Below are 26,863 nucleotides of genomic sequence, written 5' to 3'. Positions count from 1 at the left end.
GGGGCCCGCGCCGGCCGCCGGGTGCGCGACGCCGACGCCGGCCGCGCCCGCCGGCGCGCGGCGCGGTCCCTCGCCGTCGCGGGCGTGGTCGTGGCGCTGGTGCTGCCCGTGGCCGGCGCCACCTCGTGGGCGCTCGCCGAGGCGCACGGGCACCAGGTGGGCGACCTGGGGGCCACCGCCACGCCGGTGGTGCCCGCCGTCGGCCGCCAGATGCAGGACTCCGGCCGCAACGCCCGCGTGCTGCAGCTCGAGCGTGACGCCGACGGCGTGGTCGGCTACGCGCTGCTGCACGCGGACGGCACCGCGCTGACCGACGCGTCGGTGGTCGTGCGCGCCCGGGACGCGGGCGTCGTCGGCGCGCCGCAGGCGGGCGACGAGCGTCTCGACGCGGTGGCTGCCGACCTGGCCGCCGGCCAGGCGCCCGACCTCGCGGCGCGGCTGGCCGACCTCGGGGTCGGCGCCGTGCAGGTGCCGCCCGGGGCCGACCGCGACCTGGTGACGACGCTGGACATGGTGGCCGGCCTGACGCGCGTCACCGAGGGCGAGGGCACGCTGCTGTGGCGCGTCGCGCCCGAGGGCGAGCCCGCCCCGGGCTGGGCGCGGCTGACGGACGCGGCGCCGGGCGCGGGCGACCGGCCCGAGGTGCTGGGTGTGCTGGCCTCCCGGGGCCTGCGCGTGCGGGACGCCGTCCCGGTGGCCTCCGACCCCGACACCACGCGCGTGGTCGTGCTGGCGTCCGCCGCCGACCCGGGCTGGCAGGCCACGCTGGACGGCCGCCGGCTGGCGGCCGTGGAGGCCGACGGCCTGCAGGCGTTCGAGGTGCCCGCCGAGGGCGGCCGCCTGCGGGTGGACTACGTGGACCCGCGCCAGCCGCTGTGGTTCACCGCCGGCGGCGTCGTGCTGCTGGTGTTCGTGCTGCTGGCCCTGCCCGTCGGGCGCCGGCGAGGGAGGTGACCGTGGCACGGAAGAAGGCCACGCGGGCGGCCACGAAGCCGACCGCCGAGACGACCACGGAGTCGACCGCCGAGACGACCACGGAGTCGACCACCGAGGCGACCCCGGCCACGAGGAGTGCCCGGGGCCGGAGCACCCGCACCGTGGTCCGCTGGGTCGCCATGGCGGTCACGGGCGTCGCGGTGGTCGGTGCGACCGGCGCCGTCGCCGCCGTCGGGCTGCCGTGGGCGCAGGCCCTGACGGGCGACCCCGCCGCCGTCGGGCCCGACCCCGCACGCGCGGTGGCGGTCGACCCCGCGCCGGCCACGCTCGTGTGCCCGCAGCCCGCCCGGCTCCCGGAGGGCGCCGACGTCGGCGACGACCAGTTCCGGGCCGCGCCGGTGCAGACGGCCTCGACGTACGCCCTGGCGGTCCTGGGGTCGCCGGAGCAGGCCCCGCGCCTGTCCGCGCTCGACGGCACCGGCGGGCGCGAGCTCGCCCGCGGGGCGGCGGCCGACGCCGCGGCGGGCGGTGCGTCCGGCTCCCTGCTGCTGCGCGCCCAGCCCGACGCCGAGGGACCGTTCCGCGCGGCCGGCGCGCTGGCCTCCGTCACCACGTCGGGGGACCTGCGCGGCCTCGCCGCCGGCGCCTGCACCGCCCCGGCGATCTCGCAGTGGCTCGTCGGCGGCAGCACGGAGGTCGGCTCGAGCGCCCTGCTCGTGGTGCAGAACCCCAGCGAGCGCGCCGCCACGGTGACGCTGGACGTCTACGGGCCCGGCGGCCAGGTGGCGCTCGGCAGCAACGGCTCGTTCGTGCTCGGCCCGGGCGAGTCCCGCGAGACGCGGCTCGAGGCCGCCGCCCCGGACCAGCGCCGGCTCGCGGTGCACGTGACCTCGTCCGGCGCACGCGTGGCCGCCGCCCTGCAGGCCCAGGCGATCGACGGGCTGGTGCCGCAGGGCACCGACCTGCTGACGCCGGGCGCCGCGCCGCGGCGGTCGGTCGCCGTGCCCGGGATCGTCTCCGGCGGCCAGGCCGTGGACGACCCGCACGCCCCGCAGCTGCGGATGCTCGTGCCCGGCGAGGAGCCGACCACCGCCCGCGTGAGCGTCTACGGCCCGGACGGGCGCGTGTACCTGCGCGGCGGCGAGGAGGTGGACCTCGACCCCGGCGTCGTCACCGACCTGCCGATCGGCGGTCTGCCGGAGGGGTCCTACACCGTGGTGGTGGACGCGGACCGCCCGCTCGTGGCCGCCGCGGTCAGCCACCGCGAGGGCGCGGCGGCCGACGACGCGGTGGTCTCGGGCGCGCCGTACGACGTCGCGTGGGTGGCGGGCACGGCGGTGCCGGAGGCCGCGGCCTCCGCCCAGGCGGCCCTGCCGGGCGGCACGCGGGCGGTGCTGGCGCTGACCGCCGTGCCGGCCGACCGCGGCGAGGACGCCGACCCGAGCGGGCAGACCACGGCCGTCGTACGGCTCTACGGCGCCGACGGCGCCCAGGTCGCCGAGCGGTCGGTCGACCTCGAGGCGGCGCGCAGCACCACCGTGGACCTCGCGGAGCTGGCCGGCGACGCCAGCGCGGCGGCCGTCGGCGTCGAGGCCGAGGACGCCGGCGTCGTGTGGTCGGTGCAGCTCACGGCCGACGACGGCACCGACTCGTCCGGCACGCTCGTCGCGTCGCTGCCCGCCACCGCGACCGTGTCGGCGCCCGGCAGCGTGAGCGTGCACGAGGTCGACGCCGCCGGCTGACCGTCCAGGCCCGGCGGACGGGCCGGGCCCGGTGCCGGCCTGTGCTGTCGGGGCGTCAGCGGCCCGAGCCGGCAGCCTGCGTGGTGCGCTCCGCCGGCGTGACCGGGGCGGCGGCGGCCGGCTGCCGGGCGGCGATCGCGGCGCTGACCCGCTTGCCGACGCGGCGGGCGAGGGTGTGCGAGTGCCGCTCGACGAGGTGGAAGAACGCCACGGCCACGACCGCCGAGACCGCGACGCACAGCAGCGCGCGGTAGCGCAGCTCGAGACCGCCGGCCGGGCCCCAGGCCACCGCCATGATCACGGGGACGTGCACGAGGTAGAGGCTGAAGGAGTACCTGCCCGCCGCCTGGAACGGCCGCGTCTCGAGCAGCCGCCGCAGCGGGGTCCAGCCGAGCGCCGTCACCACGACGGCGAGCGCCCCCAGGGGGCCGAGGGCCCGCAGGGCGTCGACCTCGTGGGTGAGCTCGGGCGACCCGTGGCCGGCCAGCCACGGCATCACCAGGACGGCGAGCGCCGCGAGCGTCACGAGCGGCCAGGCGACCAGGCGCCAGAAGAGGCCGTCGCACCGCGCCAGCAGGCGCTGTACCTGGGGGAGCGAGGCCGCCAGGAGGGTGCCGAGGAAGAACACCGGCAGGTAGTGCAGCGCGCCGTTCGACGTCTGGTACCCCGCGTAGGTCACCAGCGGCGTGACGAGCACGACCACCAGCCAGCGGCGCCGCAGCCACAGCGCGGCGGCGACGTACAGCGGCAGGGCCAGGGAGAACAGCAGCTCCCAGCGGATGGACCACAGCGGGTTGTTGATCGGGTAGCTGCTGCTGGACACCAGGTCGAGCGCGACGACGACGTCCTTCCACGACAGGTCGGTGAACGGCATCGAGTGCGTCCACACGCTCGCCGGCCGCTGGGTCGCCGGGACGACCAGGATCCACACCGCGGCCAGCGCCACGGAGGCGGCGACGGGCACGCCGAGCCGCACGAGGCGCGACGGGTAGTAGCTCATCCAGTCGTACGCGGGGCGGCGCAGCACGGGCAGCGCCAGGACCAGGCCGCTGAGGACGAAGAAGACCAGGACGGCCTCCGGCCCCGCGACCAGCAGGTGCAGCGGCGTGCGGGCCAGGCTCCACTCGAGCGTCCCGGGCTGCGGCTGGTCGCCGCCCTTGTACGTGGCCGCGAACGCGGGGATCAGCAGGGCGGTGTGGTGCAGCAGCACGATGACGGCGGCGACGCCGCGCAGACCGTCCAGGCTGTGCAGTCGACCGGAGGCCTCGGGGCGGGGGGAGCGGCGTGTCACGGGCGCCGAAGGTAACAAGACAACCTGGACGGGCGCACGGTGGCGCCTGTCCGGGCGGGGGTCAGCGGCCCTCGAAGTGGGGGTCGATCTCCTCGGGCGTGCGCGCGAGGAGGTGGGCGATCTGCTCGACGACGACGTCGTGGACCAGGTCGGCCAGGTCCTCGTCGTCGACGGCGCGCAGCTCCACGGGCCGCCGGTAGACCACCACGCGCGCGGGCTGGCCGGCGTGCGCGGGGAAGCACCGCCCGAGCGGGACGCCGCCGGCCTCCCACGGCGCCGGGTCGGACGGCGGCACGTCCTCGACGGCGAACTCCGTGCCGGCCAGCTGCCGCGCCCACGTGCGCTCGACGTCCTCGACGGCGTCGAGCACCAGGTCGTCGAACCGCTCGGAGCGGCTTCGGTGCGCCGGGGCGCCGGGCGGCAGCAGCGGTCCGCGCAGGCCGCGCCCGCGCCGGTCGCGCCGGCGGGCGGGGGCGGCGTCGGCCTGCGGCGTCGGCAGCGCGGGGGCCACGAAGGGCACGACCGCGGGGCGCGGACGGCGCGGCCGGCCGTGCGGCGGGGGCGTCGGCTGTCCGCCGCGCGAGGAGCCGAAGAGTCCCACGTGCCGACTCTACGACGGCGCCGGTGCGGCGCCGGTGCGGCGCTGGTCACGCTGCGGTCACGCCCGGCGTGGGTGCGCGGGGCACGCCCCGGGCAGGGCGTAAGGTCACCGCGTGAGATCGGTCAGGCAGTGCTCGCGCACGGCATGCACGCGTGCGGCCGTCGCGACCCTCACCTACGTGTACGCGGACTCCACCGCCGTCCTCGGCCCGCTCGCCCAGCTGGCGGAGCCGCACTCCTACGACCTGTGCGCCGAGCACGCCGAGCGGCTCACCGCGCCGCGCGGCTGGGAGGTCGTGCGGCTCACCCCGCAGCTCGAGGACGTCGGCCCCACGCCGGACGACCTGTCGGCGCTCGCCGAGGCGGTCCGCGAGGCCGGCCGCGTGCGCCAGCCCGCGCGGCCGGAGCCGGGCACGCTCACCGAGACGGCCCGCCGCGGGCACCTGCGCGTGCTGCGCGCCGAGGGCGACTGAGCGCCCGCACCGGCGTCCGAGGGGCCCGCCCGGCCCCGATAGGCTGGCGGCCATGTCGCAGCTCGCCGTCGTCGTCGTCACCTACAAGCGCCAGGAGCTGCTCGGCGAGCTGCTCGACTCCGTGCGCGCGCTGAGCGCGAAGCCCGACCTGCTGGTCGTGGTCGACAACGAGAACTCGCCCGAGACGGGCCGGATCGTCGCCGACGCCGCCGCCGACCTGCCGGAGACCAAGGTCCAGTACGCACCCCAGGCGACCAACACCGGCGGCGCCGGCGGCTTCAGCGAGGGCATGCGGCTCGCCTACGAGGCGGGTGCCGACTGGATCTGGATGATGGACGACGACGTCGCCGTGCTCCCCGAGGGCCTCGCGCGCGTGCGCCGCTGGACCGACGGCGTCGACCGCGACCTCGCCGCGGGCGTGCCGCTGGACCGGACGCACGGCGTCCTGCAGCCGCAGCGGCGCAACTTCGACGGCAGCGCGTTCTACTGGCAGTACCACTTCGTCACAACGATGGGCATCCCCAACCCGTTCGCCCCGCGCGCCTTCCCCGAGGACGGCGCGCCGCGGTGGCGGCCCATGAACACCGCCTGCTTCGAAGGCGGGGTGTTCCACCGCGAGGTGGTGCGCCGCATCGGCCTGCCGGACGCCCGGTTCTTCATCTACTGGGACGACACCATCTACGGCTACCTGTCCACGAAGGTGACCCGCCCGGCCCTGGTGAGCGACTTCGCGCTGCGCCGCACGCGCACGCTGCAGCACCTGCCCATCGGGCGCATCCGCAAGCTCAACTCCACGAGCGACATGGCGCGGTACCACATCATGCGCAACCGCGGGTACATGGCCCGCTACCTGCAGGCGCACGGCGACCTGCGGCCGGCGCTGTTCGCGCTGGGCACCGCGGTGACGTTCGGCAAGGAGTTCGTGCGCCTGTTCGTCTCCGGGCACGTCCGCTCCGGCCTGCCCGAGCTGGTCCGCGGCTGGCGCGACGCCCGGGCGCTGCGCCGCGACCCGCGGTGGGAGCCGCCGCGCCCGCTCGGCGCCTGACGCCGGGGCCAGGGGGCGCCGGGGGCCGGAGATCCTGGTGTCAGGGCACCCAGGCGCAGACGAGCCGGCCCTCGCCGGCGGCCTCGAGGGGGCCGGTGGCGTCGGGGACGAACACGGACCGGCCGCGAGGCAGCGGCGTCGTGCCGCCCGCGTGCCGCAGCTCGAGCCGGCCGTCGAGCGCGAGCAGCACCCGAGGGCCGGCCGGGGGCAGCACCGCCGGCTCGGCCGGGTCCACGGCGGCCGCCGTGAGGGCGAACTCCTCGACCGGCGCGCGGAACGTCACCACGCGGCTGTGCCGCCCGGCGACCGCCACCCGCGGCGTGACCGGCGGCGACGGCTCGAAGGAGGCGCACTCGACGAGCGCCGGCTCGTCGACGTGCTTGGTCGTCAGCCCGGCCCGCAGCACGTTGTCGGAGCTGGCCATCACCTCGACGGCGAGCCCCGACAGGTAGGCGTGCACCTCGCCCGGCGGCACGAACATCGCCCGGCCCGGCTCGAGGGTCAGCCGGTTGAGCAGCAGCGACGCCACGGCGCCGGGGTCGCCGGGGTGCTGCTGCGCCAGCAGCAGCACCGTCGCGTCCTCGACGGGCGACGGCGAGCCGGCCTCCAGGCGCGCGCGCACCGACGCCACCGCCTGGTCGACGTGCTCGCGGCAGGCGGCGTCGCCGCGCGCCGCGACGAGGGTGCCGAACGCCGCGCGCAGCCCCTGGCCCGAGCGGTCGCGGGCGAGGGCGTCGGCCGCCCGGGCGACGAGCTCGCCGTCCAGGCCCTGCAGCAGCCGCAGCGCGGCACGGGGGCTGCGGAACCCGGCGAGCGCCTCGAACCGGGTGAGGGCGACCACCATCTCGGGCTTGTGCTGGTCGTCGTGGAACGACCGCTGCGGCGACCCCAGCGGGACGCCGGTCCGGTTCTCGCGGTTGAACCCGGCCCGGGCGGCGTGGGGGCGGGGGTGCACCTGCAGCGACAGCGCGCGCTCCGCGGCCAGCACCTTGAGCAGGAAGGGCAGCCGCGGCCCGAAGCCGTCCGAGACGCGGGTGCCGAGCGTGCCCACCGGGTCGTCGTGGATGAGGTCGTCCAGCCGCACGCCGTCCGCCGTGCGCGAGGGTGCGCTGGGGTGCGCGCCGAGCCACAGCTCGGCCGCGGGCCGCCCGTCCGGCGTCGTGCCGAGCAGCTCGTGCACGGCCACCGGCGAGCCCCAGTCGTAGTGCTGGACCGTGTTGGTCAGCACGTGCACCGCCCGTCCCACGGGCCACCTCCCTCGCGTCGCGGCCCAGCCTCGCACACGGGCCCCGTAGGCTGACGCCGTGACGCTCGACCTGTCCACGATCATCAAGGCCTACGACGTGCGCGGCACCGTCCCGGACCAGCTTTCACCCGCGGTGGCCGAGGCGGTCGGCGCCGCCTTCGCCCGCGTGGTCGTGCTGCCGGAGCACGCGCCCGGCGCCTCGCCCGACGCCTCGCCCGACGCTGCCGCGCGCCGACCCGCGGTGGTCGTCGGCAACGACATGCGCGACTCGGGGCCGGCGCTCGTCGAGGCGTTCGCCCGCGGCCTGACCGCGGCCGGCGTCGACGTCGTGCGCATCGGCCTGTGCTCCACGGACGGTCTCTACTTCGCCTCCGGGTCGCTGAGCCTGCCCGGGGCCATGTTCACCGCCTCGCACAACCCGGCCGTCTACAACGGCATCAAGCTGTGCCGCGTCGGCGCCCGGCCGGTCGGCCAGGAGACCGGGCTGGCGCAGGTGCGCGAGCGCGCCCAGTCCTACCTCGACGACGGGCTGCCCGAGCCGGCGCCCGAGCCGGGCACCGTGACCGAGCGCGACCTGCTGGCCGACTACGCCGCGTTCCTGCGCGGGCTCGTGGACCTGTCCGGCATCCGCCCGCTGAAGGTCGTGGTCGACGCCGGCAACGGCATGGGCGGGCACACGGTCCCGGCCGTGCTCGGCACCGGCGCCGGGCTGCCGGCGCTGCCGCTGGAGGTCGTGCCGCTGTACTTCGAGCTGGACGGCACGTTCCCGAACCACGAGGCGAACCCGCTCGAGCCGAAGAACCTCCTCGACCTGCAGGCCGCCGTCGTCGAGCACGGCGCGGACCTGGGCCTGGCGTTCGACGGCGACGCCGACCGCTGCTTCGTCGTCGACGAGACCGGCCGGCCCGTCTCGCCGTCGGCCATCACCGCCCTGGTGGGGCTGCGCGAGGTGGGCAAGGAGCTCGCCGCCGGCCGCACGCCCACGGTGATCCACAACCTCATCACCTCGCGCGCCGTGCCGGACCTGCTGCAGGCCGCGGGCGCGACGACCGTGCGCACCCGCGTGGGCCACTCGTTCATCAAGGCGCAGATGGCGCAGCACGAGGCCGTGTTCGGCGGCGAGCACAGCGCGCACTACTACTTCCGCGACTTCTTCTTCGCCGACACCGGCATGCTCGCCGCGATGCACGTGCTGGCCGCCCTCGGCGAGCAGCAGCACCCGCTGTCGGCGCTCGCGGAGATGTACGAGCCGTACGTCGCGTCGGGGGAGATCAACTCGCGCGTGCCCGACGTCGCCGCGGCGCGCGAGCGCGTGCTGGACGCCTACCGGGAGGCCTACCCGGACATCGCCGTCGACGAGCTCGACGGCGCGACGGTGTCGCACTGGGACGGCCACCCGCAGTGGTGGTTCAACCTGCGCGCGTCGAACACGGAGCCGCTGCTGCGCCTGAACGTCGAGGCGGCGGACGAGGACATCATGGCCAAGGTGCGCGACGACGTGCTGTCGCTGGTGCGCGCCGAAGGAGGAGAACCGGCATGAGCGAGCAGGTCAGCAACGGTGGCGGGCTCGACGCCTGGGTGCGCGGCGCACTGCGCTGCCCGGTGACGGGGGCCGAGCTGGTCGACGGCGTCGGGCCGGACGGGCAGCCCGAGCTGCACTCCACCGACCCGGAGCGGCCGCTGGCCTACCCGGTGCGCGACGGCATCCCCGTGCTGCTGGAGGCGGACGCCCGGCCGTTGGAGCCGCGCGCCTGACGGCTGCGTGCCCTGACGGCTGCGTGCCCTGACGGCCACGTGCCCTGACGGCTGCGTGCCCTGACGGCTGCGTGCCCTGACGGCGGCGTCGCACACCCGCCGCGACTGTGACCGAGGTCACAGGTTTGGTGTGCCCGTTCCGCGTCATGATCCGGCGCGAGCGCCGTCTCTCTTGTCGGGCCGGTCCCGGGAAGCGGCGGGCCTCGCCGCGCGCGTCCCCGCTGGGGCGCGGCGCGGGGTTCCCGACGCTGGAGACGTTGCATGCCGGTCCGCCACCACGCCCACGCCTTCGCCCGCGTCCGGAGGCCCGCCGGCCGACGCCGCGACCGGGGGGCGGCGCCCGGTCGGCGCGCTCGTCGCGGTCCTGGTGCTCGCCGGCCTCGTCGTCGTCGACCCCGTGGGGCTGCAGCCGACGCCGACCGCCGAGGCAGACACCCGGGTCGCGGACACCCCGGTCGTGCGGCGCGGCGCCGACTACCACGTGAAGAACTCGATGTCGGCCGGGCCGGCCGACTCCGTCTTCCGGTACGGGCGCAGCGGCGACGAGGTGTGGTTCACGGACACCGACGGCAACGGGACCGACACCCCGGTCGTGCGCCGCGGCAAGACGCTGTACGTCAAGAACTCGCTGTCGGCCGGGGAGGCGGACGCCGTCGTCGACTACGGCCGCGCCGGCGACCAGCTCTTCTTCGCCGACCTCGACGGCGACGGCGCGGAGACGCCGATCATCCGGCGCGGCGCGACGTTCTACGTCCGCAACTCGCTCACGACGGGCGCGGCGGACGTGACCTTCACCTACGGGCGCCCGAGCGACGAGGTGCTCTTCGGGGACGTGGACGGCGACGGCGTCGCCACCGTGGTGCTGCGCCGCGGGGCCACCTTCTACGTCCGCAACTCGCTGACCACCGGCCCGGCCGACGTGACCTTCACCTACGGCCGCGCCGACGACGAGGTGTACCTCGCCGACGTCGACGGCAACGGCACCGACCTGCCGGTCGTGCGGCGCGCGAACCAGTTCTACGTGCGCAGCTCGCTGGGCGGCGGCGCCGCCGACCAGGTGGTCGCCTACGGGCGGGCGGGGGACGTCGTGTACTTCGGCCGCTGGACCCCGCCGCCCACGGCGCTCGAGCTGGAGCTCACGCGCGATGTCGAGCGCTCGTGGCGGCTCGGGCGCGGGTACGCCGAGAACACCGTCAACGCCGCGTCGTTCCGCAAGGAGTCCCTCACGAGCGGCGTCGTGGCGGGCGTGCGGGTGCAGTACGCGGCGTACTACGACGACCTCGGCCGCGTGGTGATCGCCAAGCGCGTGCACGACAGCGACAGCTGGCAGACCAAGACGTCGTCGTATCGCGGGCCGATCCAGGACGCCCACAACGTCATCTCGATCGGCCTGGACGGCCAGGGGTACCTGCACGTCTCGTGGGGCATGCACGGCCACCCGCTCAGCTACGCGCGCACCACCACCGCCGGCGGGCTGGCCCTCGGCCCGAAGCAGTCGATGATCGGCACGCTCGAGGACGCGGTCACCTACCCCCAGTTCCTGCCGACCACCGACGGGGACCTGTTCTTCCTCTACCGGCACGGCAGGTCCGGCAACGGCGACGTGGTGCTCAACCGCCTCGACGTGAGCGCGAACGCCGGAGCGGGACAGTGGTCGCGGGTCGCGGACGCGCTGATCTCCGGCGAGAACGCCCGCAGCGCGTACTGGCAGGCCGTCACCGACGACAAGGGCCGCCTCCACCTGTCCTGGACGTTCCGCCGCACCACCAACGTCGCGACGAACTCGGACGTGATGTACGCCGTCGCGACCGACGCCACGGGCCGGCGGTGGGTGCGCTCGGACGGCACGGCGTACGCCCTGCCGATCACCCAGGCCACCGCCGAGAAGGTGGCCCGCGTGCCCGAGGGCAGCAACCTCATGAACCAGACCGCCATGACGCTCGACGACGCGGGGCAGCCGTTCATCGCCACCTACCTCAACACGGAGCTGAACAAGGGCGGCACCACGCAGTACGCCGTGATCCGGCACGACGACGCGGGATGGCACACGACCTTCACCGGCTTCCGCAGCACGGCGGCGGACCTGGCGGGCAACGGCACGCTGGCGCTGCCGCTGTCCCGGCCCAACATCGCCGTGCGGGGCACGGGGGCGCAGGCGCAGGTGTTCCTCATGCTCCGCGACGCCGAGCGCGGCAACGTCGCGACGGTCGCCCGGACGCAGGCGGGCGGGATCGGCGCGAACCGCTGGGAGCTGCGCGACCTCACGGCCGGGCCGGTGCACTCGTGGGAGCCCACGTACGACACCCGGCTGTGGCACGACGAGGGTGTGCTGGAGCTGTACCTGCAGTACGCGGCGCAGGGCAACCACGAGACGACCGTGCCCACCTCGGCCGCGCAGGTGTACGTCGTGCGGGTCGCCCTGGGGAAGCGGCCGGCGGCGGCGGCCGTGTCGGCGTCCGCGTCGACGTCCGAGTCGACGTCCGCGGCGCTGCCACGCGTCGCCCCGTCGTCCGAGCCGTCGGCCTCGCTCGGCGGCGACCCGTCGCCCGAGCCGACGGCCTCGCTCGGCGGCGACCCGTCGCCCGAGCCGAGCGTGGACCCCTCGCCCGAGCCGAGCGGCGACCCGTCGCCCGAGCCGAGTGTCGGGGCGTCCGCTGCGCCGAGCGGCGCCCCGTCGCCCGAGCCGAGCGGCGCCCCGTCGCCCGAGCCGAGCGGCGACCCCTCTGCCGAGCCGAGCGGCGACCCCTCTGCCGCGGTCGGCTGACCTCCGGGCCCACCCGCGGGCGCCTGGCTGGCGCCCGTCCCAGCCCCCAACGATCCGGGTCCCTGGCGGTCCGAGACAGAGGGGTCTGTCTCGGACCGCCAGGGACCCGCACTCGTGTGCGCCTGTGTTTCAGACGCGTGTCGCGCGGTGTGGCGCACGCCACACGTGGACGTGGTGGCGCATATGGTCACCCCCGAGACCCTGCCCGGGTCTCGATCTCGTGAGGGGGGAACCCATGAAGCTGAGCACCACCCGCCGCGCCCGCCTGGCGGCAGCCACGGCGACCGCGGCGCTCGCGCTCGTCGGCCTCGGCAACGTCGCCGTCGCCGCCGACGAGCCGACGTCGACGCCCGTGCCGGTCGTCACGCCCGAGGGGCAGACGTTCTCGTACGTCGTCAACGCCAAGCACGCCAACCCGGGGCAGACCCGGCTGGCCGAGCGGGCGGTGACCGACGCCGGCGGCGTCGTCGTCCAGTCCTGGCCCGAGATCGGCGTCGTGATCGCCCACTCGGCCAACGACACCTTCCGCGCCGACGTCGTGCGCCTCGCCAAGGGGCACGCCGTGGAGTCGGTCGGCGTCACCCGCACCGTCCCCGTCTCGGAGGCGACGCCGGCCGCGGCGGGCACCGTGCCGGGCGCCAAGGGGGCGCCGCACAAGGCCACCAAGAAGAAGACGGTCGGTGTCGGGCTCGAGGAGGTCGAGGCCAGCGCCGTCGCGCCCGACCCGCGCGAGGCCGAGCAGTGGGACATGAGCCTGATCAAGGCCGACCAGGCCCACGAGATCACCGACGGCTCGCCCGACGTGCTCGTCGGCGTGCTCGACTCCGGCATCAACGCCACGCACCCCGACCTCGCCCCGGTGATCGACACCGCCGCGTCGGTCAACTGCACCTCCGCCGGCAGGCCGGACACCTCGGCCACCGGCTGGCAGCCCACCACCAGCTACCACGGCAGCCACGTGGCCGGCACCATCGCCGCCGCCCGCAACGGCGTCGGCATCGTCGGCGTGGCCCCCGGCGTGAGGCTCGCCTCGGTCAAGGTCGTCAACGACGACGGGTTCATCTACCCCGAGTACGCGATCTGCGGGTTCGTCTGGGCCGGCCTCGAGGGCATGGACGTCACCAACAACTCGTACTACATCGACCCGTTCATGTACTGGTGCGCCGACCAGCCCGACCAGGCCGCGGTCAAGGAGGCCGTGACCCGCGCGGTGGACTTCTCCACCGACCGCGGCGTGGCGCACGTGGCCGCCGCGGGCAACGCCGCGACCGACCTGGCGAACAACACCGTCGACACCTCGAGCCCGAACGACTCGACGCCCGTCACCCGCACGATCAACTCCGGCTGCGAGGACATCCCGGCCGAGCTGGACGGCGTCGTGACCGTCTCCTCGATCGACCGGGCGGGGAACCTGTCGTCGTTCTCCAACCGCGGCCTGGGCAAGATCGACGTCGCCGCTCCCGGCTCGTCGATCCTGTCGACGAACTTCCCGGGCGACGGCTACCGCACCGCCTCGGGCACCTCGATGGCCTCGCCGCACGTGGCGGGCGTCGTGGCGCTGCTGAAGTCGACGCACCCGGACTGGACGCCGGCGCAGCTCGAGCAGGCCGTGCGCGAGCAGGCGGACGACCACGCGTGCGGCCCGGTCTCCTCGGGCCCGGCCTGCGTGGGCGGGCTGACCGAGAACAGCTTCTACGGCGACGGCATCGTCGACGCCCTGGACGCGGTCACCCTGCAGTAGCCCCGACCCGAGGGGCCGGCGGCCCCGGGCGACGAACATTGCGGGTCCCTGGCGGTCCGAGACAGAGCCCTCTGTCTCGGACCGCCAGGGACCCGCATCCGTCCGGGCCGGGGGCAGGGGCGGGGGCAGGGGCAGGGCAGGGCAGGGCAGGGCAGGGCAGGGCAGGGCTCAGCGGCCGGCGCCGCGCCGCTCGTCGACGGCGGCCGCCACCGCGGGGTCGGCGCTCGCACCGCGCACGGGGTAGCGGGTGAGGTAGCCGATGCGGGACTCCCGGACGTGGTGAGCCATGAGCGCGGCGGCCTGCTCCGCGTCGCCGGCGTCGATGGCGGCCACGAGGCGGCGGTGCTCGGGCCACAGGCGGCTGCCGCGCTCCTGCGGCTCGGCGGCGTAGAGCCACTCGATCTTCCACGAGACCTGCCGCAGCAGCCGCGGGAGCGTCCGGCTGCCGGTCAGGCGCGCGACCGCGAGGTGGAACCGGTCGTGGATGTCGACCAGCGCGTCGAGATCGCCGCGGGCGACGCAGTCGTCCCCGGAGTCCAGCAGCGCGGCGATCTCGCGGCGCGCGGTGAACCAGTCCTCCGGCGGCTGGTCGGCGCTCCACAGGGCCGCAGCCCGCAGGGCGGCGCGCCGCGCCGTCGACACCTCGAGGGTCTCGCGGACCGCGAACAGGTCGTCGGCGTCGTCGACCGGGATCGCCGCGACGCGCGAGCCGACGTGCGGGCGCGACTCGATGAACCCCTCGCTCTCCAGCGCGCGCAGCGCCTCCCGCACGGGGACGCGGGAGGCGCCGTAGCGCTGCGCCAGCGACGCCTCCGTGACGCGGTCGCCCGGGGTCAGCCGCCCCGTGATGACGTCGCGGCGGATGGCGTCCTGGATGCCCGACGAGACCCCGCCCGACGGGTAGGCGGGCACGCCCCGGGCGGGGGCGGGGTCGGACGCCGCGCCGGCGACGTCGGAGGTGTCAGGAGAGGACGGCGGCACCGGGGATGGCTCCTAGCAGCTCGCGGGTGTAGTCGGCCCGCGGGGCGAGGAAGACGTCGTCGACGCCCCCCGACTCCTCGAGACGTCCTCGCCGCAGGACGACGACATTATCCGCGATCTGCCGCACGACGGCGAGGTCGTGCGTGATGAACAGGCAGGAGACCCCGAGGTCGCGCTGCAGGTCGCCCAGGAGGTCCAGCACCTGCTCCTGCACCAGCACGTCGAGCGCGGAGACCGCCTCGTCGCACAGCAGCACGGACGGCTCGGGGGCCAGCGCCCGCGCGATCGCGACGCGCTGGCGCTGCCCGCCCGAGAGCTCGCCGGGCCGGCGGTGCAGCACGTCGCGCGGCAGCGCGACCTGGTCGAGCAGCTCGGCGACGCGCCGGCGCCGCGCCGCGGCGTCGCCGATCCGCAGCACGCGCAGCGGCTCGTCCACCAGCCGCTCCACCGTGTGCGTCGGGTCCAGGGAGCCGTACGGGTCCTGGAACACCGGCTGCACCCGCCGCCGGGCGACGCGCCGCTCGGCCCGCGTGCAGGACGCGAGGTCGGTGCCCTCGACGAGCGCGACGCCGCTGGTGGCCCGCTCGAGCCCGAGCAGGATGCGCGAGACGGTGGTCTTGCCCGAGCCCGACTCGCCCACGAGCGCCGTCGTGGTGCCCCGCGCCACGGTGAACGACACGCCGTCGACGGCCCGCACGCGCTCGCGGCTGCCGCGCACGTGGAACTCCTTGACGAGCTCCTCCACGACGACGACGTCGTCGCCCCTGGCGGCGGGGCGGCCGGCGTGCGCGGACGCAGCCGGCTCCTCGGCGGGACGGTCCGCGGCGGCCGCCGGGCGCCGGCGCACCGACAGCCCGGGCGCCGCGGCCACGAGCCGGCGGGTGTACTCGTGCTGCGGGTCGCGCAGCACCTGCTCGGGCGCCCCCTGCTCGACCACGCGGCCCTCGAGCATGACGACGACGCGGTCGGCCCGGTCCGCGGCGACCCCCAGGTCGTGCGTGACCAGCAGCAGGGCCGTGCCGCGGGCCTCGACGAGCGTCTGCAGGTGGTCGAGGATGCGCCGCTGCACGGTGACGTCGAGCGCGGACGTCGGCTCGTCGGCGACCAGCAGCTCCGGCTCGCGCGCCAGGGCGCGGGCGATGAGCACGCGCTGGCGCATGCCGCCGGAGAACTCGTGCGGGTACTGGCGCGCCCGCCGCTCGGGGTCGGGGATGCCGGCCTCGGCGAGCAGCTCGGTGACCCGGCGCCGCAGCGCCGGCCCGCGCACGCCGTCGGCCCGCAGGGCGTCGGCCACCTGCTCCCCGATCCGCATGGTCGGGTTGAGGTTCGTGGCCGGGTCCTGCGGCACGAGCCCGATCCGCCGGCCGCGGGCCGCGCGCACGCGGGCGCCGCCGTCGCCCGTGAGCAGCTCGCCGTCGAGGCGGACCTCCCCGGCCGTGACCCGCCCGGCGCCCGGGAGCAGGTCGAGCAGCGCCGCCACGAGCGTGGACTTGCCGGAGCCGGACTGGCCGACGATCGCGACGCGCTCGCCGCGGCGGACCTCGAGGTCGACGCCGTGCACGACGGGGCGCGCGCCGTAGGAGATCTCCAGACCGCGCACCGCGAGCAGCGGGGCGCCGTCCGGCGTGCCGGTCGGTGCGGACCGGGTGGTGGGGTCAGCGGCCTGCTGCATAGCCCTGGGCTCCTCTCGGGTTGGCCGCGGCGCCGAGGACGCCGGTGGCGGGATCACGGGTGACGGCGGACAGGCGGCCCAGCGCCCAGTCGCCGGCGCGGGTGACGGCGTGGCCGCGCGCGGCGAGACCGCGCACGACGTCGTCGCCGAGGCGGTCCTCCACGACGGCGCCGGCCGGCGTCCACGTGCGCGGCCAGAACGAGCCGGGGAACGCGGTGGTGTGCAGGGCGGGCGCGTCGATCGCCTCCTGCGGGCTGTAGCCGCCCACCAGCACCCGCAGCAGCAGGAGCAGCTGCCACTGGTCCTGCTGGTCGCCGCCCGGCGAGCCGAGCGCCATGACCGGCTGCCCGTCACGGAGCACGAGCGTGGGGGTCAGCGTGGTCCGCGGGCGCCGGCCCGGCGCCAGGGCCGACGGCGAGGCCTCGTCGAGCCACGACATCTGCAGGCGCGTGCCGAGGCAGAACCCGAGGCCCGGGACGGTGGGGGAGGACTGCAGCCAGCCGCCCGAGGGGGTCGCGGAGATCATGTTGCCCCAGCGGTCGACGACGTCGATGTGGCACGTGTCGCCGCGGGTCGAGCCGTCGGCGGCGAGCTCGAGCCCGGCGTCGACGACGACCGTCGGCTCGCCGATGCCGGCGCCCGCGGCCGCGTCGGTGCGCAGCGGGGGCAGGGCGGGGGCCGGGCGGCCGGGCACGGACCCGGGGCGCAGCTCGGTCGAGGCCCTCGCACCCACGAGCGCGCGGCGCTCGGCGGCGTACGCGTCGGAGAGCAGGTGCGCGAGCGCCGCGGCGTCGAGCTCCTCGCCGTACCAGGCGTCCCGGTCGGCCATGGCCAGCTTGAGCGCCTCGAGCACGGTGTGGGCGCCCGCCTCGGTCGACGGGTCCAGCAGCGCGTCGTCGAACCCCTCGAGGATCTTCAGGGTCTGCAGCAGGACGGGTCCCTGGCCCCACGGCCCGGTCTTGGCGACGGTGTACCCGCGGAAGGTCACCGTGGCCGGGTCCTCGTACGACGCCGTGAAGCCGGCCACGTCCGCCGCCGTCATGACGCCCGCGTGGTCGCGGCCGTCGGCGTGCCGGTGCGGCGTGCGCACGAACTCCTCGACCGCCGGCCCGACGACGTCGCGCCAGGCCGCGCGGGCGGCGTCGATCGCGGCCGGGCGCGCCGCGCCGCCCGCGAGCGCCGCCGCCTCCGCGGCGACGAGCCGCTCGAGGACCGCCGCGTACTGCGGGTCGGTCACCAGCTCGCCGGGCTCGGGCACGCGGCCGCCGGGCAGCCAGCGCTCCGCGGACGTGGGCCAGTGGTCGCGGAACAGGTCCGCCACGCCGGCGATGGTGGTGCTCACCCGCGCCAGCAGGGGGTGGCCGTCGCGGGCGTAGCCGATCGCGAAGGCCAGGACGTCGCCGAGCGACCACCTGCCGTGGTCGCGCAGCAGGAGCAACCAGGCGTCGACGGCGCCCGGCACGGCCGCCGCCAGGGCGCCGGACCCCGGCACGAGGTCCAGCCCCTCGGCGTCGCGGTAGTGCGCGATCGTCGCGCCGGCCGGGGCGGGGCCCTGGCCCACCAGCACCCGCGGGCGCCCGGGCTCCTGCGCGGTGGCGAACACCCCGGTCATGTCGCCGCCGGGGCCGTTGAGGTGCGGCTCGACGACGTGCAGGACGAACGCGCCGGCCACGGCGGCGTCGAACGCGGTGCCACCGCGCTCCAGGACGGCCTGGGCGCTCGCGGTGGCGAGCCAGTGGGTGGAGGCCGCCATGCCGAACGTGCCGCGCAGGTCGGGGCGGGTCGGCGCCGCGGGCGGCGCGACGAAGGAGGGGTGGTGGCTCACGGGGCTGTTCACGCGGCGGCTCACTTGCGGTCGGAGGTCGAGGGGTCGAGGGCGTCGCGCAGCGCGTCGCCCACGAGGTTGAAGCCCAGGCAGACGACGACGATCGCCAGGCCCGGGAAGAGCGCCGGCCACGGCGTGCGGCTGAGGTACTGCTGGGCGTCCGCCAGCATGATGCCCAGGCTCGGGGTCGGGGGCTGGATGCCCAGGCCGAGGAAGCTGAGCACGGCCTCGCCGAGCACGGCCACCGGCATGATGACGGTGGCCTGCACGATCACGGCGGACAGGCAGTTGGGCAGCACGTGCTGGGCCAGGATGCGCGGCCCGGAGGCGTCCATCGCGACGGCGGCCTGGACGAACTCGTGCTCCCGCACGCGCAGCGTCTCGCCCCGGACCACGCGGATCATGGTCGGCACCTGCGCGACGCCGAGCGCGATCGCGGCGTTGGTCAGGCTCGGGCCGCTGATGGCGGCCAGCCCGACGGCCAGGACCAGGAACGGGAAGGCGAGCGTCACGTCCGTCAGGCGGGAGATCGGCGCGTCGAGCCACCGCCAGTAGCCGGCGGCGAGCCCGAGCGGGGTGCCGACGACGACGGCGAGGACCACGGCCAGGAGCCCCACCGTCAGGGAGGCGCGCACGCCCCAGAGCATGCGCGAGAGGATGTCGCGGCCCAGGTCGTCGGTGCCCAGGGCGAACCCCACGGTGCCCGGCAGCTGGAAGGGGGCGTCGAAGTGGACCTGCTCCGGGGCGTACGGCGCGATCCACGGTGCCAGCACCCCGGCCAGCACGACGACGGCGAGCATGACGAGGCCCGTGAGGGCCAGGGGCGTGCGCAGCAGGTGGGTGAGCACCCGCAGCCGGGGGACCGCGGCGACCTGCGGCCCGTCGCCGGGCGCGCCGGCCGCGCCGCCCGGGGCGGTGGTGGCGGTGGTGGTGACGACCTGGGTCACGAGCTTCTCCCTCCCACGCGGATCCGCGGGTTGACCACGGTGTACAGCACGTCGACGGCGAGGTTGACGAGCACGTACCCGAGGGTGGTGACGAGCACGACCGCCTGGATGACCGGGTAGTCGCGCGTGAAGACGGCGTCGAGCGTGAGCTTGCCGAAGCCCGGCAGGGCGAAGATCTGCTCGGTGACGACGGCGCCGGAGATGAGCCCGCCGAGTTGCAGGCCGGCGATCGTCACGACGACGACGAGCGAGTTGCGCAGCCCGTACCGCAGCAGGACCCGGCCCTTGGGCAGGCCCGTGGCGCGGGCGGTGCGGACGTAGTCCGACCCCATCGCCTCGATCATCGACGCGCGGGTCTGACGCATGATCACGGCGGCCAGGCCGGTGCCCAGCACGAGCGCCGGCAGCGTCAGGTGCAGCGCCCAGGCGAGCGGGTCCTGCCCCAGCTCGACGTACCCGGACGCGGGGAACAGCCCCAGCCCGATGCACAGCCAGAGGATGGCGAGCATGCCGAGCCAGAAGTTCGGCACCGACAGGCTGGTCAGGGCGGCGGCGTTGGCGAGCCACTCGGGCCAGCGGCCCCGGAAGCGCTCGGCCACCACGCCCAGGGCGATGCCGACGACGACGGCGACGACGATCGCGTAGAGCGACAGCCACAGGGTCACCGGCAGCGTCGAGCCGAGCAGCGTGGTCACGGGCGTGCCGGTCCGGGTCGACTCGCCGAGGTCGCCGCTGAGCACCTGGCCGAGGAAGTGGAGGTACTGCACCAGCAGCGAGTCGTCGAGCCCGAGCTCGGCCCGGATCGCGGCGACCCGCTCGGGCGTCGCCTCCTCGCCCGCCATGGCGAGCGCCGGGTCGCCCGGCAGGAGCCGCACCCCCACGAAGATGACGACCGAGGCGATCAGCAGCGTGACGACCGACTGCCCCAGGCGGGCGAGGAGGAGACGCACCATCGGTCTCAGCCCTCCTCGACGAACGCGGCGGTGCCGAGGCGCACGACGCCGTCGGCGTACGTCGAGACGCCCGCGACGTCGGTGGTGTACCCGGTCAGCGACCGCGTGCGGTACAGGTAGACGATCGGGTTGTCCTCCTGGACCTGCGTCACGACCTGGCCGTAGAGCTCCGCGCGCTCGGCGGTGTCGGTGGTCTGGGCGGCCTCGGTGAGCAGGCTGTCGACGTCGGGGTTCGAGTACCCGGAGTAGTTGTTGCCCGCCTCGGTGGACAGGAAGTTGTACATGTTGCCGTGCGGGTCGATGCGGCCGGACCAGCCGAGCTGCAGCAGCGCGAAGTCGCCGGCGTCCTGGGTGGCGAGCAGGGTCGAGTACTCGACCGGCGTGATCGTCAGCTCGAAGCCCGCCTCGGCCACCTGGGCCTGGATCGCCTGCGCGAGGCGCAGCGTGTCCGGGTTGTTCGAGACCTTCATCTCGACCTGGTAGGGCACCTCGACGCCGGCCTCCTCGAGCAGCGCCTTGGCAGCCTCGGGGTCGTGCTCGGAGCACGCCTCGGACGCGTCGGTGCTGAACGGGCTGGCGGGCGAGATGGGGGAGCAGGCCGGGTCGTACAGGCCGTGGAACACCGACCCGACCAGCTGATCGCGGTCGACGGCCATGGACAGCGCCTCGCGGACCCGCGGGTCCGTCGCCAGCGGCGTGTCGATGCTGCCGGGCGGGCTGCCCACCCCGTCGGTGTTGCCCACGTTGATCGTCATCGCCTGGTAGCCGAGCGAGGCGACCTGCAGCAGGCCGACGCCGTCGGTCTGCTCGAGCTCGCCGAAGTCCTGCGGCGACAGCGAGTCGGCCACGTGCACGTCGCCCGAGCGCAGGTTGGCCGCCCGGATCGAGGAGTCCGTGATGATCCGGTAGGTGATGGTGTCGAGGTGGACGTCGTCGGCGGCGTAGTACAGCGGGTCGCGCTCGACGGTGATCGACGTCTGCGGCACGCGCTCGACGAACTTGAACGGCCCGACGCACACCGGGTGGTCGCCGAACGCGTCGCCCTGCTCGGCGAGCGCCGTCGGCGACATGATCATGCCCGCGCGGTCGGCGAGCACGGCGGCGAGCGGGGCGAACGGGGTCTCGTAGTCGACGCGGACGGTGTGGTCGTCGACGGCCGTCACGCCGGTGATCGGGCCGAGCTCGCTGCGGCGCGAGGAGTCCTCGAGGGTCAGGTGCCGCTCGAGCGTCGTCCTGACGGCCTCGGCGTCGAACGGCGTCCCGTCGGCGAAGACGGCGTCGTCGCGCAGCGGGATCGTCACCGACAGCCCGTCGTCGGAGACCTCGGGGAGCTCGGTCGCGAGCATCGGCACGATCGCGCCCTCGGCGTCGATGTCGTACAGCTTCTCGCACATGGTCTGCATGACGTAGCGCGTGTACAGCGACGACGACGTGGTCGGGTCGAGGCGGTCCGGCTCGGCGGACAGCGCCATCACGAGGTCGCCGCCCTCGACGATCGTCTTGCCGTCGAACGACACGTCGGTGACGTCGGCGGTGGGGGCGGCGCTGCCCTCACCGGTCGAGGTCGTCTGCACGGCCTGGCAGCCGCCGGCGGCCAGGGTCGCGGCGAGCACGACGGCGGTGGGGGCGGCCGCGCGCAGGCGGCGGGCGGGGCGGGGGCGGGGGCCTGGCGCCGCGGCGGGCGCCGCGGGGTCACGCGGTGAGGCGAAGGAGGAGACGCGCACGATGGTGTCCAATCCGGGGCCGACAAGGTCAGATTGAATGCAATCACCTACGGAGTTCACCGTTGGTATGCAATGGGTTGCCATCCTGTTAATCCTCTGTTGCGCGCACCAGGGGTGTCTTACGTGCTGGGACGGGCGCAGACGGCTGCGGGTCCCTGGCGGTCCGACAAACCCCGGGCTGTCTCGGACCCCCCGGGGCCCCCCCCCACAGGGTGTGGCCGAGAGGGGGTGGTCGGGAGGGGGTGGCCGAGGGGTGAGGGTCAGTCGCGGGTGCGGTGGCCGACCAGCGCGACGGCGACGGTGATGGCGGCGGAGAGCGCGACGCCCCACGCCAGGTGCACCTGCAGGAGCAGCGCGCCGGCGCCCGCGCCGGCCCCGATGAGCACCACGGCCAGCACGCGCCGCACCCACGGCTGGGGCACCGCCCGGCCCAGCGCCGAGTCGGCGGCCAGCCCGGTGATGGTCGAGGTGACGACCACGGTCGTGACGTCCTTGACGGCCAGGTGGCGGGCCGCGCCGGCCTGGGCGCCCATCGCCAGGGCGAGCCCGGCCGTCACGGCCAGCTCCACGGCCCGCGGGTAGCCGCTGAGGGTGGGCCCGCCGTCGTCGGCGAGCGCGAGCGCGCCGGCCACCGCGACCAGCACGGCGGCGACCACGACGAGCACCGTCGTCGTGCGGCGGTGCCAGCCGGCCGCGACGGGCCGCAGGATGCGGCCGGCCAGCGCGGCTCCGGCGAGGAACGCAGCCAGCGCCACGACCGGGCCGACGACGGGCAGGTCGTCGGCGCCGACCAGCGCCATCCCGAGGATGACGACGTTGCCGGTCATGTTGCCGGTGAAGACCTTGTCGAGCCCGAGGTAGCCGACGGCGTCGGCGATGCCGGTCGAGAACGTCAGGGCGAGCATGAGCGCGACGTGCGTGCGGTCGCGGGAGGCGGGTCGAGTCACGGGCGGCACGGTAGCGGCACCGGGTTCCGGCAGTGTTGCGCACGCTGGGCGCGGGCTGCGAGCCCAGCGTGAGCCAGATCACCGCCCGCTGTGTAGCCTCGAGCGCATGACCGTGGACAAAGGTGTCGAAGCAGGCGTGCAGCACGAGCTCGCGGAGAAGCCGCGCTGGCGCATCGTCGGGCCCGGGCTCGTCGTGGCGGCGACGGGCATCGGCGCGGGCGACCTCGTCGCCACGCTCGTGGCCGGGTCGCGGTTCGGGTACGCGCTGCTGTGGGCGGCGGTGCTCGGCGTCGTGGTGAAGATCGCGCTCGTCGAGGGGGCGGGCCGCTGGTCGCTGGCGACCGGCCGCACCATCTTCGAGGGGTGGCGGCAGGTGGGCCGCTGGGCGGTCGTCTACTTCGGCGTCTACGTGGTGGTCTGGGGCCTGAGCTACGGCGCCGCCGCCATGTCGAGCACCGGCCTGGCCCTCAACGCGCTGCTGCCCGGCCTCGACGTGCGCTGGTGGGCCATGATCACCGGCGTCGTCGGCGCGGCGCTGGTGTGGTTCGGCCGGTACGGCTTCTTCGAGAAGCTCATGGCGGTGCTGGTCGGGGTCATGTTCGTCACCGTGGTCGGCTCGGCGGTCGCCACGCTCCCGAACCTCGGCGAGGTGGTCACGGGCCTGGTGCCGCGCATCCCGGACGGCGCGGTGATCTACACCCTCGGGCTGGCCGGCGGCGTCGGCGGCACCATCACCCTGGCGGCGTACTGCTACTGGCTGTCGGAGAAGGGCTGGACCACGCCGCGCTGGATGCGGGTGATGCGGATCGACAACGCCGCCGCGTACGTCGTCTCCGGCATCTTCGTCATCGCGATGCTCGTGGTCGGCGCCGAGCTGCTGTACTCGAGCGGGGTCGCGCTGGCCGACGGCGAGGGCGGGCTCGTGGAGCTCGCCGACGTGCTGGCCGACCGGTACGGCACCTTCCTCGGCCACCTGTTCCTGGTCGGGTTCTTCGCGTCGTCGTTCTCGTCGGTGCTCGGCGTGTGGCACGGCGTGTCGCTGATGTTCGCCGACTTCGTGGCCTCGGTGCGGAACGTCCCGGCGGGCGACCCGCGCCGCGGCGCGGGCGGGCGCTACTACAAGGCGTACGTCCTGTGGCTGACCTTCCCGCCGATGCTCCTGCTGCTGCTCGACCGGCCCATCGCGCTGGTCGTGGCCTACGGGGCGCTCGGGGCGTTCTTCATGCCGTTCCTGGCGGTGACGCTGCTGGTGCTGCTGAACTCCAGGACGATGCCGCGGCAGTGGCGCAACCGCGCCTGGCTCAACGTGGTGCTCGGGCTCATCGCCGCGATGTTCGTGGTGCTGGGCGTCAACGAGCTCGTTAAGGCGGTCGCCCCGCTCTTCGGCGGCTGACGGCGGCTGACGGGTCGGCGGGCGCTCAGCCGAGCCCCGCGCGCCGGCGGGTGGTGCGGTTGGTGTGCACCGTCCACCGCGGCACCCAGCGCTGCAGGGCCGCGGCGGCGGTGGGCGCGAGGGCGCCCGCCGCCCAGATGCCCGCGGCGAGCGAGCCGAGCGCCGCGCCGGCCGACACGACGAGCGGGCCCACCGCCATGCCCGTGTCCTGCAGCACCCGCCACAGGCCGAGGAACTGCGCCCGTCCGGCGTCCGGCGAGGCGTCGGACCCGAGGGTCATGAGGATGCCCGACCCCATCCCGTTGCCCAGCCCCAGCAGCATGGCCGCCGCGCCGAGGGTGACGGCGTCGTGCGTGAACGGCAGCCACACAAGCGCCACGCCCATGAGCAGCATGGACGGCACGCCGATCCACAGCCGGCCCCAGCGGTCCATGACCTTGCCGGCCGGGTAGAACAGCAGCATGTCGACGCCGCCGCCACGCCGAACAGCACGGACGTCACGGCCGGGTCGAGACCCAGGTGCTCGGCCCACAGCGGGATCACGGTCTGGCGGGCGCCGCGCACGGCGCCGACCAGCACGCACGCGATGCCCAGCGTGGTGAACAGGGCCCGGTGGTCGCACAGCACCGACCACACCGTGGGGCGCGCGAGGCCGCCCGGCCCGGCGTCCGCCGGGCCCGCGGCGCGCCGCCGGGCGGCCACGGGTGCGCCGTCGTCGTCGCGCACGACGGCGACCGTGACCGTGGCGACGACCGCGGCGCCCGCCCCCAGCCAGTAGGCGGCACGGACGCCGCCGAGCTGGATCGCCAGCGCGCCGGCGAACGGGCCGACGAACTGGCCGACGCGGTGGACGCCGGCGAGCGTGGACAGCACGCGGGCCCGCTGCAGCGGCGGGGTGATCTCGGTGAGGTAGCTGTGCCGGGCCAGGTTGAACACGGCGGCCGCGGCGCCGACGGCGAGCACCGCCAGCGCCAGCGTCGCCAGGTGCGGGGCGAGCGCCGCGCCGGCGAACGCGACCGCCGCCACGACGCCGGCCACGAGCATCGCGACCCGGTCGCCGAGGCGGGCGGCCAGCGCCCCGGCGGGCAGGTCGGCGAGGATCTGGCCCACCGGCACCAGCGCCGCCAGCAGGCCGGCGGCGGCGAGGTCGGCGCCCAGGTCCGTGGCCGTCCGCGCGACGACCGGGAGCATCGCGCCGACGCCGACGTCGAACACGAAGGACGGCACGAACGCGCCGAGCACGACGCTGCGCAGCGGGAAGAGCGGGCGGGGACCGGGGGCGGCGGGAGCGGGCATCGCCGCCCATCCTCCCGCGCCGCGGGCCGCGGCGCCGGGGCGCGCCGGGCCGCAGCGCGCTCCAGCCGAGAAGCCCGGCCTCCGGGCGCCCGGCCTCAGCGGGCCCCGGCGGGGGCGCCGAGCCGGGGCGCCGCGGTGGCGAGCACGAGGGTCCGCTCGACCCCGCGCCGCAGCGGCCGCGTGGCGTGCCGCTCGACGGCGTAGTGGATGACCGCGGCCAGCGCGAGCGACGCCGCGACGGCGGCGGCGAGGGTGAGCCACACCCCCGACCGCGGCGCCAGCCAGTCGATGACGGCGTAGCCGAACTGGGTGTGCACGAGGTACAGCGGGTAGGTCAGCGCCCCGGCGACCGTGAGGGCGGCGGTCAGGCGCGGCCCGCGCACCGCGGCGCGCGGCGACGACGCCAGCCACACGGCCGCCACCGAGCCGAGCACGATCGCGGCGGCCACGGCGGGGGACACGGGCACGCCCTGCAGCTGGGAGGCGTGCTGGGCGCGGTCGGCGACGTGCCACAGGCTCAGCGCCACGTCCACCGCCAGGGCGGCCAGCACCGGCGCGTCCGCGCCGCGGCCCCGGCCGGGGGAGGCGGCGCGCTCCGCCGCCGGGCGGCGCAGCAGGAACAGCAGCATCCCGACCCCGAAGTACGGCGCGTAGGACGCCACCAGCGCGTCGGCGACGCCGGACCAGCCGGCCCGCTGCGCGACCAGACCCACCACCGGCCACGCCACCGCGAACGCGACCACCCGGCCCCGGGTCAGGCCGCCGAGCGCCAGCAGCACGCCGACCAGGACGTAGAACTTCAGCTCGACCAGGAGCGTCCAGAACACCACCTGGACCGGCGCGGCGCCGAACACGTCCGGCGCCATGGTCAGGTTGAGCACCGTGTCGGGCAGGTCGGCCTGCCGCCCGCCCGACCACACCTGCTGCAGCAGCACCGTGACGAGCACCGCCACCCAGTAGGCGGGGAACAGCCGGCCCACGCGCGAGCCGGTGTACTGCGCCAGCGTGCGGCCCTGCGCCGACAGCGCGATCACGAACCCGCTGAGCACGAAGAACAGCTCGACGGCGAGCCAGCCGTACCGGCTGACCGCGTTGAGCGGGCCGAAGACGTCGACCGGCCGGGCCTGCCAGTACGCGCCCACGGTGGAGGTGGCCGTGAAGTGGTAGAGCACGACGGCGGCGGCCGCCGCGAACCGCAGGCCGTCCAGCAGGAGCAGGCGGCTGCCGCCGCCGCGCCCGCCGCGGGTGCCCGGCCTCGCGTCCGGCCTCGCGTCCGGCCTCGCGTCCGGCCTCGTGCCCGCGCCGGGCGCGGACGCGCCGGCCGCTGCCGGCTCCTCGCTCCTCCTGGCCCCGCCCGTGCCCCGGGGCGCCTCGATCTCGTTCGCTGCCGCTTCCGTCGTCACCGCCATCGGCTCGACCATAGGTCACGGTTCGATAACGTCGCCAACGGGGAGCGCCGGTCGCGGCGGCGATAGGCTGGAGCCGCAGCGCAGACGGGAGCCCCCAGCGCACGGCAGTCATGCACACCGAAC

At 75.9% G+C, this 26,863-nt stretch carries 20 protein-coding genes and 2 pseudogenes; 9 read left to right on the top strand and 13 right to left on the bottom strand.

Going from position 1 to position 26,863, the window contains the following annotated elements; genetic code table 11:
• Together GSF02_RS13365 and GSF02_RS13360 are read left to right on the top strand one after the other, a co-directional pair.
• Nucleotides 1-954: pseudogene (locus tag GSF02_RS13365) on the top strand (glycosyltransferase family 2 protein); the annotation flags it as partial.
• A gap of 2 nt (nucleotides 955-956) precedes the next feature.
• Nucleotides 957-2,678 (top strand): DUF5719 family protein, encoded by a 1,722-nt coding sequence (locus GSF02_RS13360; RefSeq protein ID WP_159797296.1) that lies wholly within the window; start codon nucleotides 957-959, stop codon nucleotides 2,676-2,678.
• A gap of 55 nt (nucleotides 2,679-2,733) precedes the next feature.
• On the opposite strand, the gene GSF02_RS13355 is transcribed toward GSF02_RS13360, so the two are convergent.
• On the bottom strand, nucleotides 2,734-3,969 hold the full coding sequence (locus tag GSF02_RS13355) for an acyltransferase family protein (protein WP_159797294.1): 1,236 nt from the start codon (nucleotides 3,967-3,969) through the stop codon (nucleotides 2,734-2,736).
• A 61-nt stretch (nucleotides 3,970-4,030) separates the two neighbouring features.
• On the bottom strand, nucleotides 4,031-4,570 hold the full coding sequence (locus tag GSF02_RS13350) for a metallopeptidase family protein (protein WP_408003896.1): 540 nt from the start codon (nucleotides 4,568-4,570) through the stop codon (nucleotides 4,031-4,033).
• 112 nt (nucleotides 4,571-4,682) lie between these two features.
• Between GSF02_RS13350 and GSF02_RS13345 the strand changes: the two genes are divergently transcribed.
• Together GSF02_RS13345 and GSF02_RS13340 are read left to right on the top strand one after the other, a co-directional pair.
• Nucleotides 4,683-5,042 (top strand): DUF3499 domain-containing protein, encoded by a 360-nt coding sequence (locus GSF02_RS13345; protein ID WP_159797292.1) that lies wholly within the window; start codon nucleotides 4,683-4,685, stop codon nucleotides 5,040-5,042.
• Between the two features lie 52 nt (nucleotides 5,043-5,094).
• Nucleotides 5,095-6,087: a glycosyltransferase gene (locus tag GSF02_RS13340; protein ID WP_159797290.1), complete on the top strand. Its 993-nt coding sequence runs from the start codon at nucleotides 5,095-5,097 to the stop codon at nucleotides 6,085-6,087.
• A gap of 40 nt (nucleotides 6,088-6,127) precedes the next feature.
• Here GSF02_RS13340 and manA read toward each other — a convergent pair whose 3' ends face one another.
• Entirely contained in the window at nucleotides 6,128-7,333 is a 1,206-nt protein-coding gene (gene manA / locus GSF02_RS13335; RefSeq protein ID WP_235915561.1) for a mannose-6-phosphate isomerase, class I, read from the bottom strand.
• 58 nt (nucleotides 7,334-7,391) lie between these two features.
• Between manA and GSF02_RS13330 the strand changes: the two genes are divergently transcribed.
• The 4 genes from GSF02_RS13330 to GSF02_RS13315 all read left to right on the top strand — a co-directional run bounded on the left by GSF02_RS13330 (nucleotide 7,392) and on the right by GSF02_RS13315 (nucleotide 13,593).
• Complete coding sequence (locus tag GSF02_RS13330) at nucleotides 7,392-8,873, top strand: phosphomannomutase/phosphoglucomutase (protein ID WP_159797288.1); 1,482 nt, start codon at nucleotides 7,392-7,394, stop codon at nucleotides 8,871-8,873.
• Nucleotides 8,870-9,088, top strand: a complete 219-nt coding sequence (locus GSF02_RS13325) for a Trm112 family protein (RefSeq protein ID WP_159797286.1) — start codon at nucleotides 8,870-8,872, stop codon at nucleotides 9,086-9,088. Before GSF02_RS13330 ends, GSF02_RS13325 begins: the two co-directional genes overlap by 4 nt.
• A 367-nt stretch (nucleotides 9,089-9,455) precedes the next feature.
• Nucleotides 9,456-11,852 carry a BNR-4 repeat-containing protein gene (locus GSF02_RS13320; protein WP_159797284.1) on the top strand — a complete coding sequence of 799 codons (2,397 nt, stop codon included), beginning with the start codon at nucleotides 9,456-9,458 and terminating at the stop codon, nucleotides 11,850-11,852.
• A gap of 235 nt (nucleotides 11,853-12,087) precedes the next feature.
• A complete protein-coding gene (locus tag GSF02_RS13315) occupies nucleotides 12,088-13,593 on the top strand; it encodes a S8 family peptidase (RefSeq protein WP_159797282.1) in 1,506 nt (501 codons plus the stop codon).
• Nucleotides 13,594-13,761: 168 nt separating this feature from the next.
• Here the strand turns inward: GSF02_RS13315 and GSF02_RS13310 are convergent, their stop codons facing one another.
• From GSF02_RS13310 to GSF02_RS13280, 7 genes are all read right to left on the bottom strand, one after another.
• Nucleotides 13,762-14,574: a GntR family transcriptional regulator gene (locus tag GSF02_RS13310; protein ID WP_235915560.1), complete on the bottom strand. Its 813-nt coding sequence runs from the start codon at nucleotides 14,572-14,574 to the stop codon at nucleotides 13,762-13,764.
• On the bottom strand, nucleotides 14,555-16,246 hold the full coding sequence (locus tag GSF02_RS13305; RefSeq protein ID WP_159797280.1) for a dipeptide ABC transporter ATP-binding protein: 1,692 nt from the start codon (nucleotides 16,244-16,246) through the stop codon (nucleotides 14,555-14,557). Before GSF02_RS13305 ends, GSF02_RS13310 begins: the two co-directional genes overlap by 20 nt.
• Nucleotides 16,230-17,999 carry a gamma-glutamyltransferase family protein gene (locus tag GSF02_RS13300; RefSeq protein ID WP_159797310.1) on the bottom strand — a complete coding sequence of 590 codons (1,770 nt, stop codon included), beginning with the start codon at nucleotides 17,997-17,999 and terminating at the stop codon, nucleotides 16,230-16,232. The genes GSF02_RS13305 and GSF02_RS13300 overlap by 17 nt, the downstream gene beginning before the upstream one ends.
• Nucleotides 18,000-18,091: 92 nt before the next feature.
• Complete coding sequence (locus GSF02_RS13295; RefSeq protein ID WP_159797278.1) at nucleotides 18,092-19,018, bottom strand: ABC transporter permease; 927 nt, start codon at nucleotides 19,016-19,018, stop codon at nucleotides 18,092-18,094.
• A complete protein-coding gene (locus GSF02_RS13290; RefSeq protein ID WP_159797276.1) occupies nucleotides 19,015-19,971 on the bottom strand; it encodes an ABC transporter permease in 957 nt (318 codons plus the stop codon). The genes GSF02_RS13295 and GSF02_RS13290 overlap by 4 nt, the downstream gene beginning before the upstream one ends.
• 5 nt (nucleotides 19,972-19,976) lie before the next feature.
• The gene (locus GSF02_RS13285; protein ID WP_235915559.1) at nucleotides 19,977-21,695 is read right to left on the bottom strand and encodes an ABC transporter substrate-binding protein; all 1,719 of its coding nucleotides are present in this window, start codon (nucleotides 21,693-21,695) and stop codon (nucleotides 19,977-19,979) included.
• Between the two features lie 260 nt (nucleotides 21,696-21,955).
• A complete protein-coding gene (locus GSF02_RS13280; protein WP_328799030.1) occupies nucleotides 21,956-22,642 on the bottom strand; it encodes a YoaK family protein in 687 nt (228 codons plus the stop codon).
• A 106-nt stretch (nucleotides 22,643-22,748) separates the two neighbouring features.
• Here GSF02_RS13280 and GSF02_RS13275 point away from each other — a divergent pair, with 106 nt between their 5' ends.
• Nucleotides 22,749-24,035 (top strand): Nramp family divalent metal transporter, encoded by a 1,287-nt coding sequence (locus GSF02_RS13275; protein WP_159797272.1) that lies wholly within the window; start codon nucleotides 22,749-22,751, stop codon nucleotides 24,033-24,035.
• A 25-nt stretch (nucleotides 24,036-24,060) separates the two neighbouring features.
• Here GSF02_RS13275 and GSF02_RS18905 read toward each other — a convergent pair whose 3' ends face one another.
• The 3 genes and pseudogenes from GSF02_RS18905 to GSF02_RS13265 form a co-directional block, all read right to left on the bottom strand.
• Nucleotides 24,061-24,468: an MFS transporter gene (locus GSF02_RS18905; RefSeq protein WP_328799031.1), complete on the bottom strand. Its 408-nt coding sequence runs from the start codon at nucleotides 24,466-24,468 to the stop codon at nucleotides 24,061-24,063.
• Nucleotides 24,469-24,554: 86 nt separating this feature from the next.
• Nucleotides 24,555-25,226: pseudogene (locus tag GSF02_RS13270) on the bottom strand (MFS transporter); the annotation flags it as partial.
• A gap of 200 nt (nucleotides 25,227-25,426) precedes the next feature.
• Nucleotides 25,427-26,740 (bottom strand): acyltransferase family protein, encoded by a 1,314-nt coding sequence (locus GSF02_RS13265; RefSeq protein WP_159797270.1) that lies wholly within the window; start codon nucleotides 26,738-26,740, stop codon nucleotides 25,427-25,429.
• Between the last annotated feature and the right edge of the window lie 123 nt (nucleotides 26,741-26,863).

The sequence above is a fragment of the Puerhibacterium puerhi genome, from assembly GCF_009846865.1.
GTDB classification, from domain to species: domain Bacteria; phylum Actinomycetota; class Actinomycetes; order Actinomycetales; family Cellulomonadaceae; genus Puerhibacterium; species Puerhibacterium puerhi.
This window is presented reverse-complemented; position numbering and strand designations above follow the sequence as displayed.

Coding starts and splice junctions, on each gene's coding strand:
- GSF02_RS13340 (WP_159797290.1), top strand. CDS start 5,095: ATGTCGCAGCTCGCCGTCGTCGTCGTCACCTACAAGCGCCAGGAGCTG.
- GSF02_RS13325 (WP_159797286.1), top strand. CDS start 8,870: ATGAGCGAGCAGGTCAGCAACGGTGGCGGGCTCGACGCCTGGGTGCGC.
- GSF02_RS13315 (WP_159797282.1), top strand. CDS start 12,088: ATGAAGCTGAGCACCACCCGCCGCGCCCGCCTGGCGGCAGCCACGGCG.
- GSF02_RS13305 (WP_159797280.1), bottom strand. CDS start 16,246: ATGCAGCAGGCCGCTGACCCCACCACCCGGTCCGCACCGACCGGCACG.
- GSF02_RS13300 (WP_159797310.1), bottom strand. CDS start 17,999: ATGGCGGCCTCCACCCACTGGCTCGCCACCGCGAGCGCCCAGGCCGTC.
- GSF02_RS13290 (WP_159797276.1), bottom strand. CDS start 19,971: ATGGTGCGTCTCCTCCTCGCCCGCCTGGGGCAGTCGGTCGTCACGCTG.
- GSF02_RS13275 (WP_159797272.1), top strand. CDS start 22,749: ATGACCGTGGACAAAGGTGTCGAAGCAGGCGTGCAGCACGAGCTCGCG.
- GSF02_RS18905 (WP_328799031.1), bottom strand. CDS start 24,468: ATGGACCGCTGGGGCCGGCTGTGGATCGGCGTGCCGTCCATGCTGCTC.
- GSF02_RS13265 (WP_159797270.1), bottom strand. CDS start 26,740: ATGGCGGTGACGACGGAAGCGGCAGCGAACGAGATCGAGGCGCCCCGG.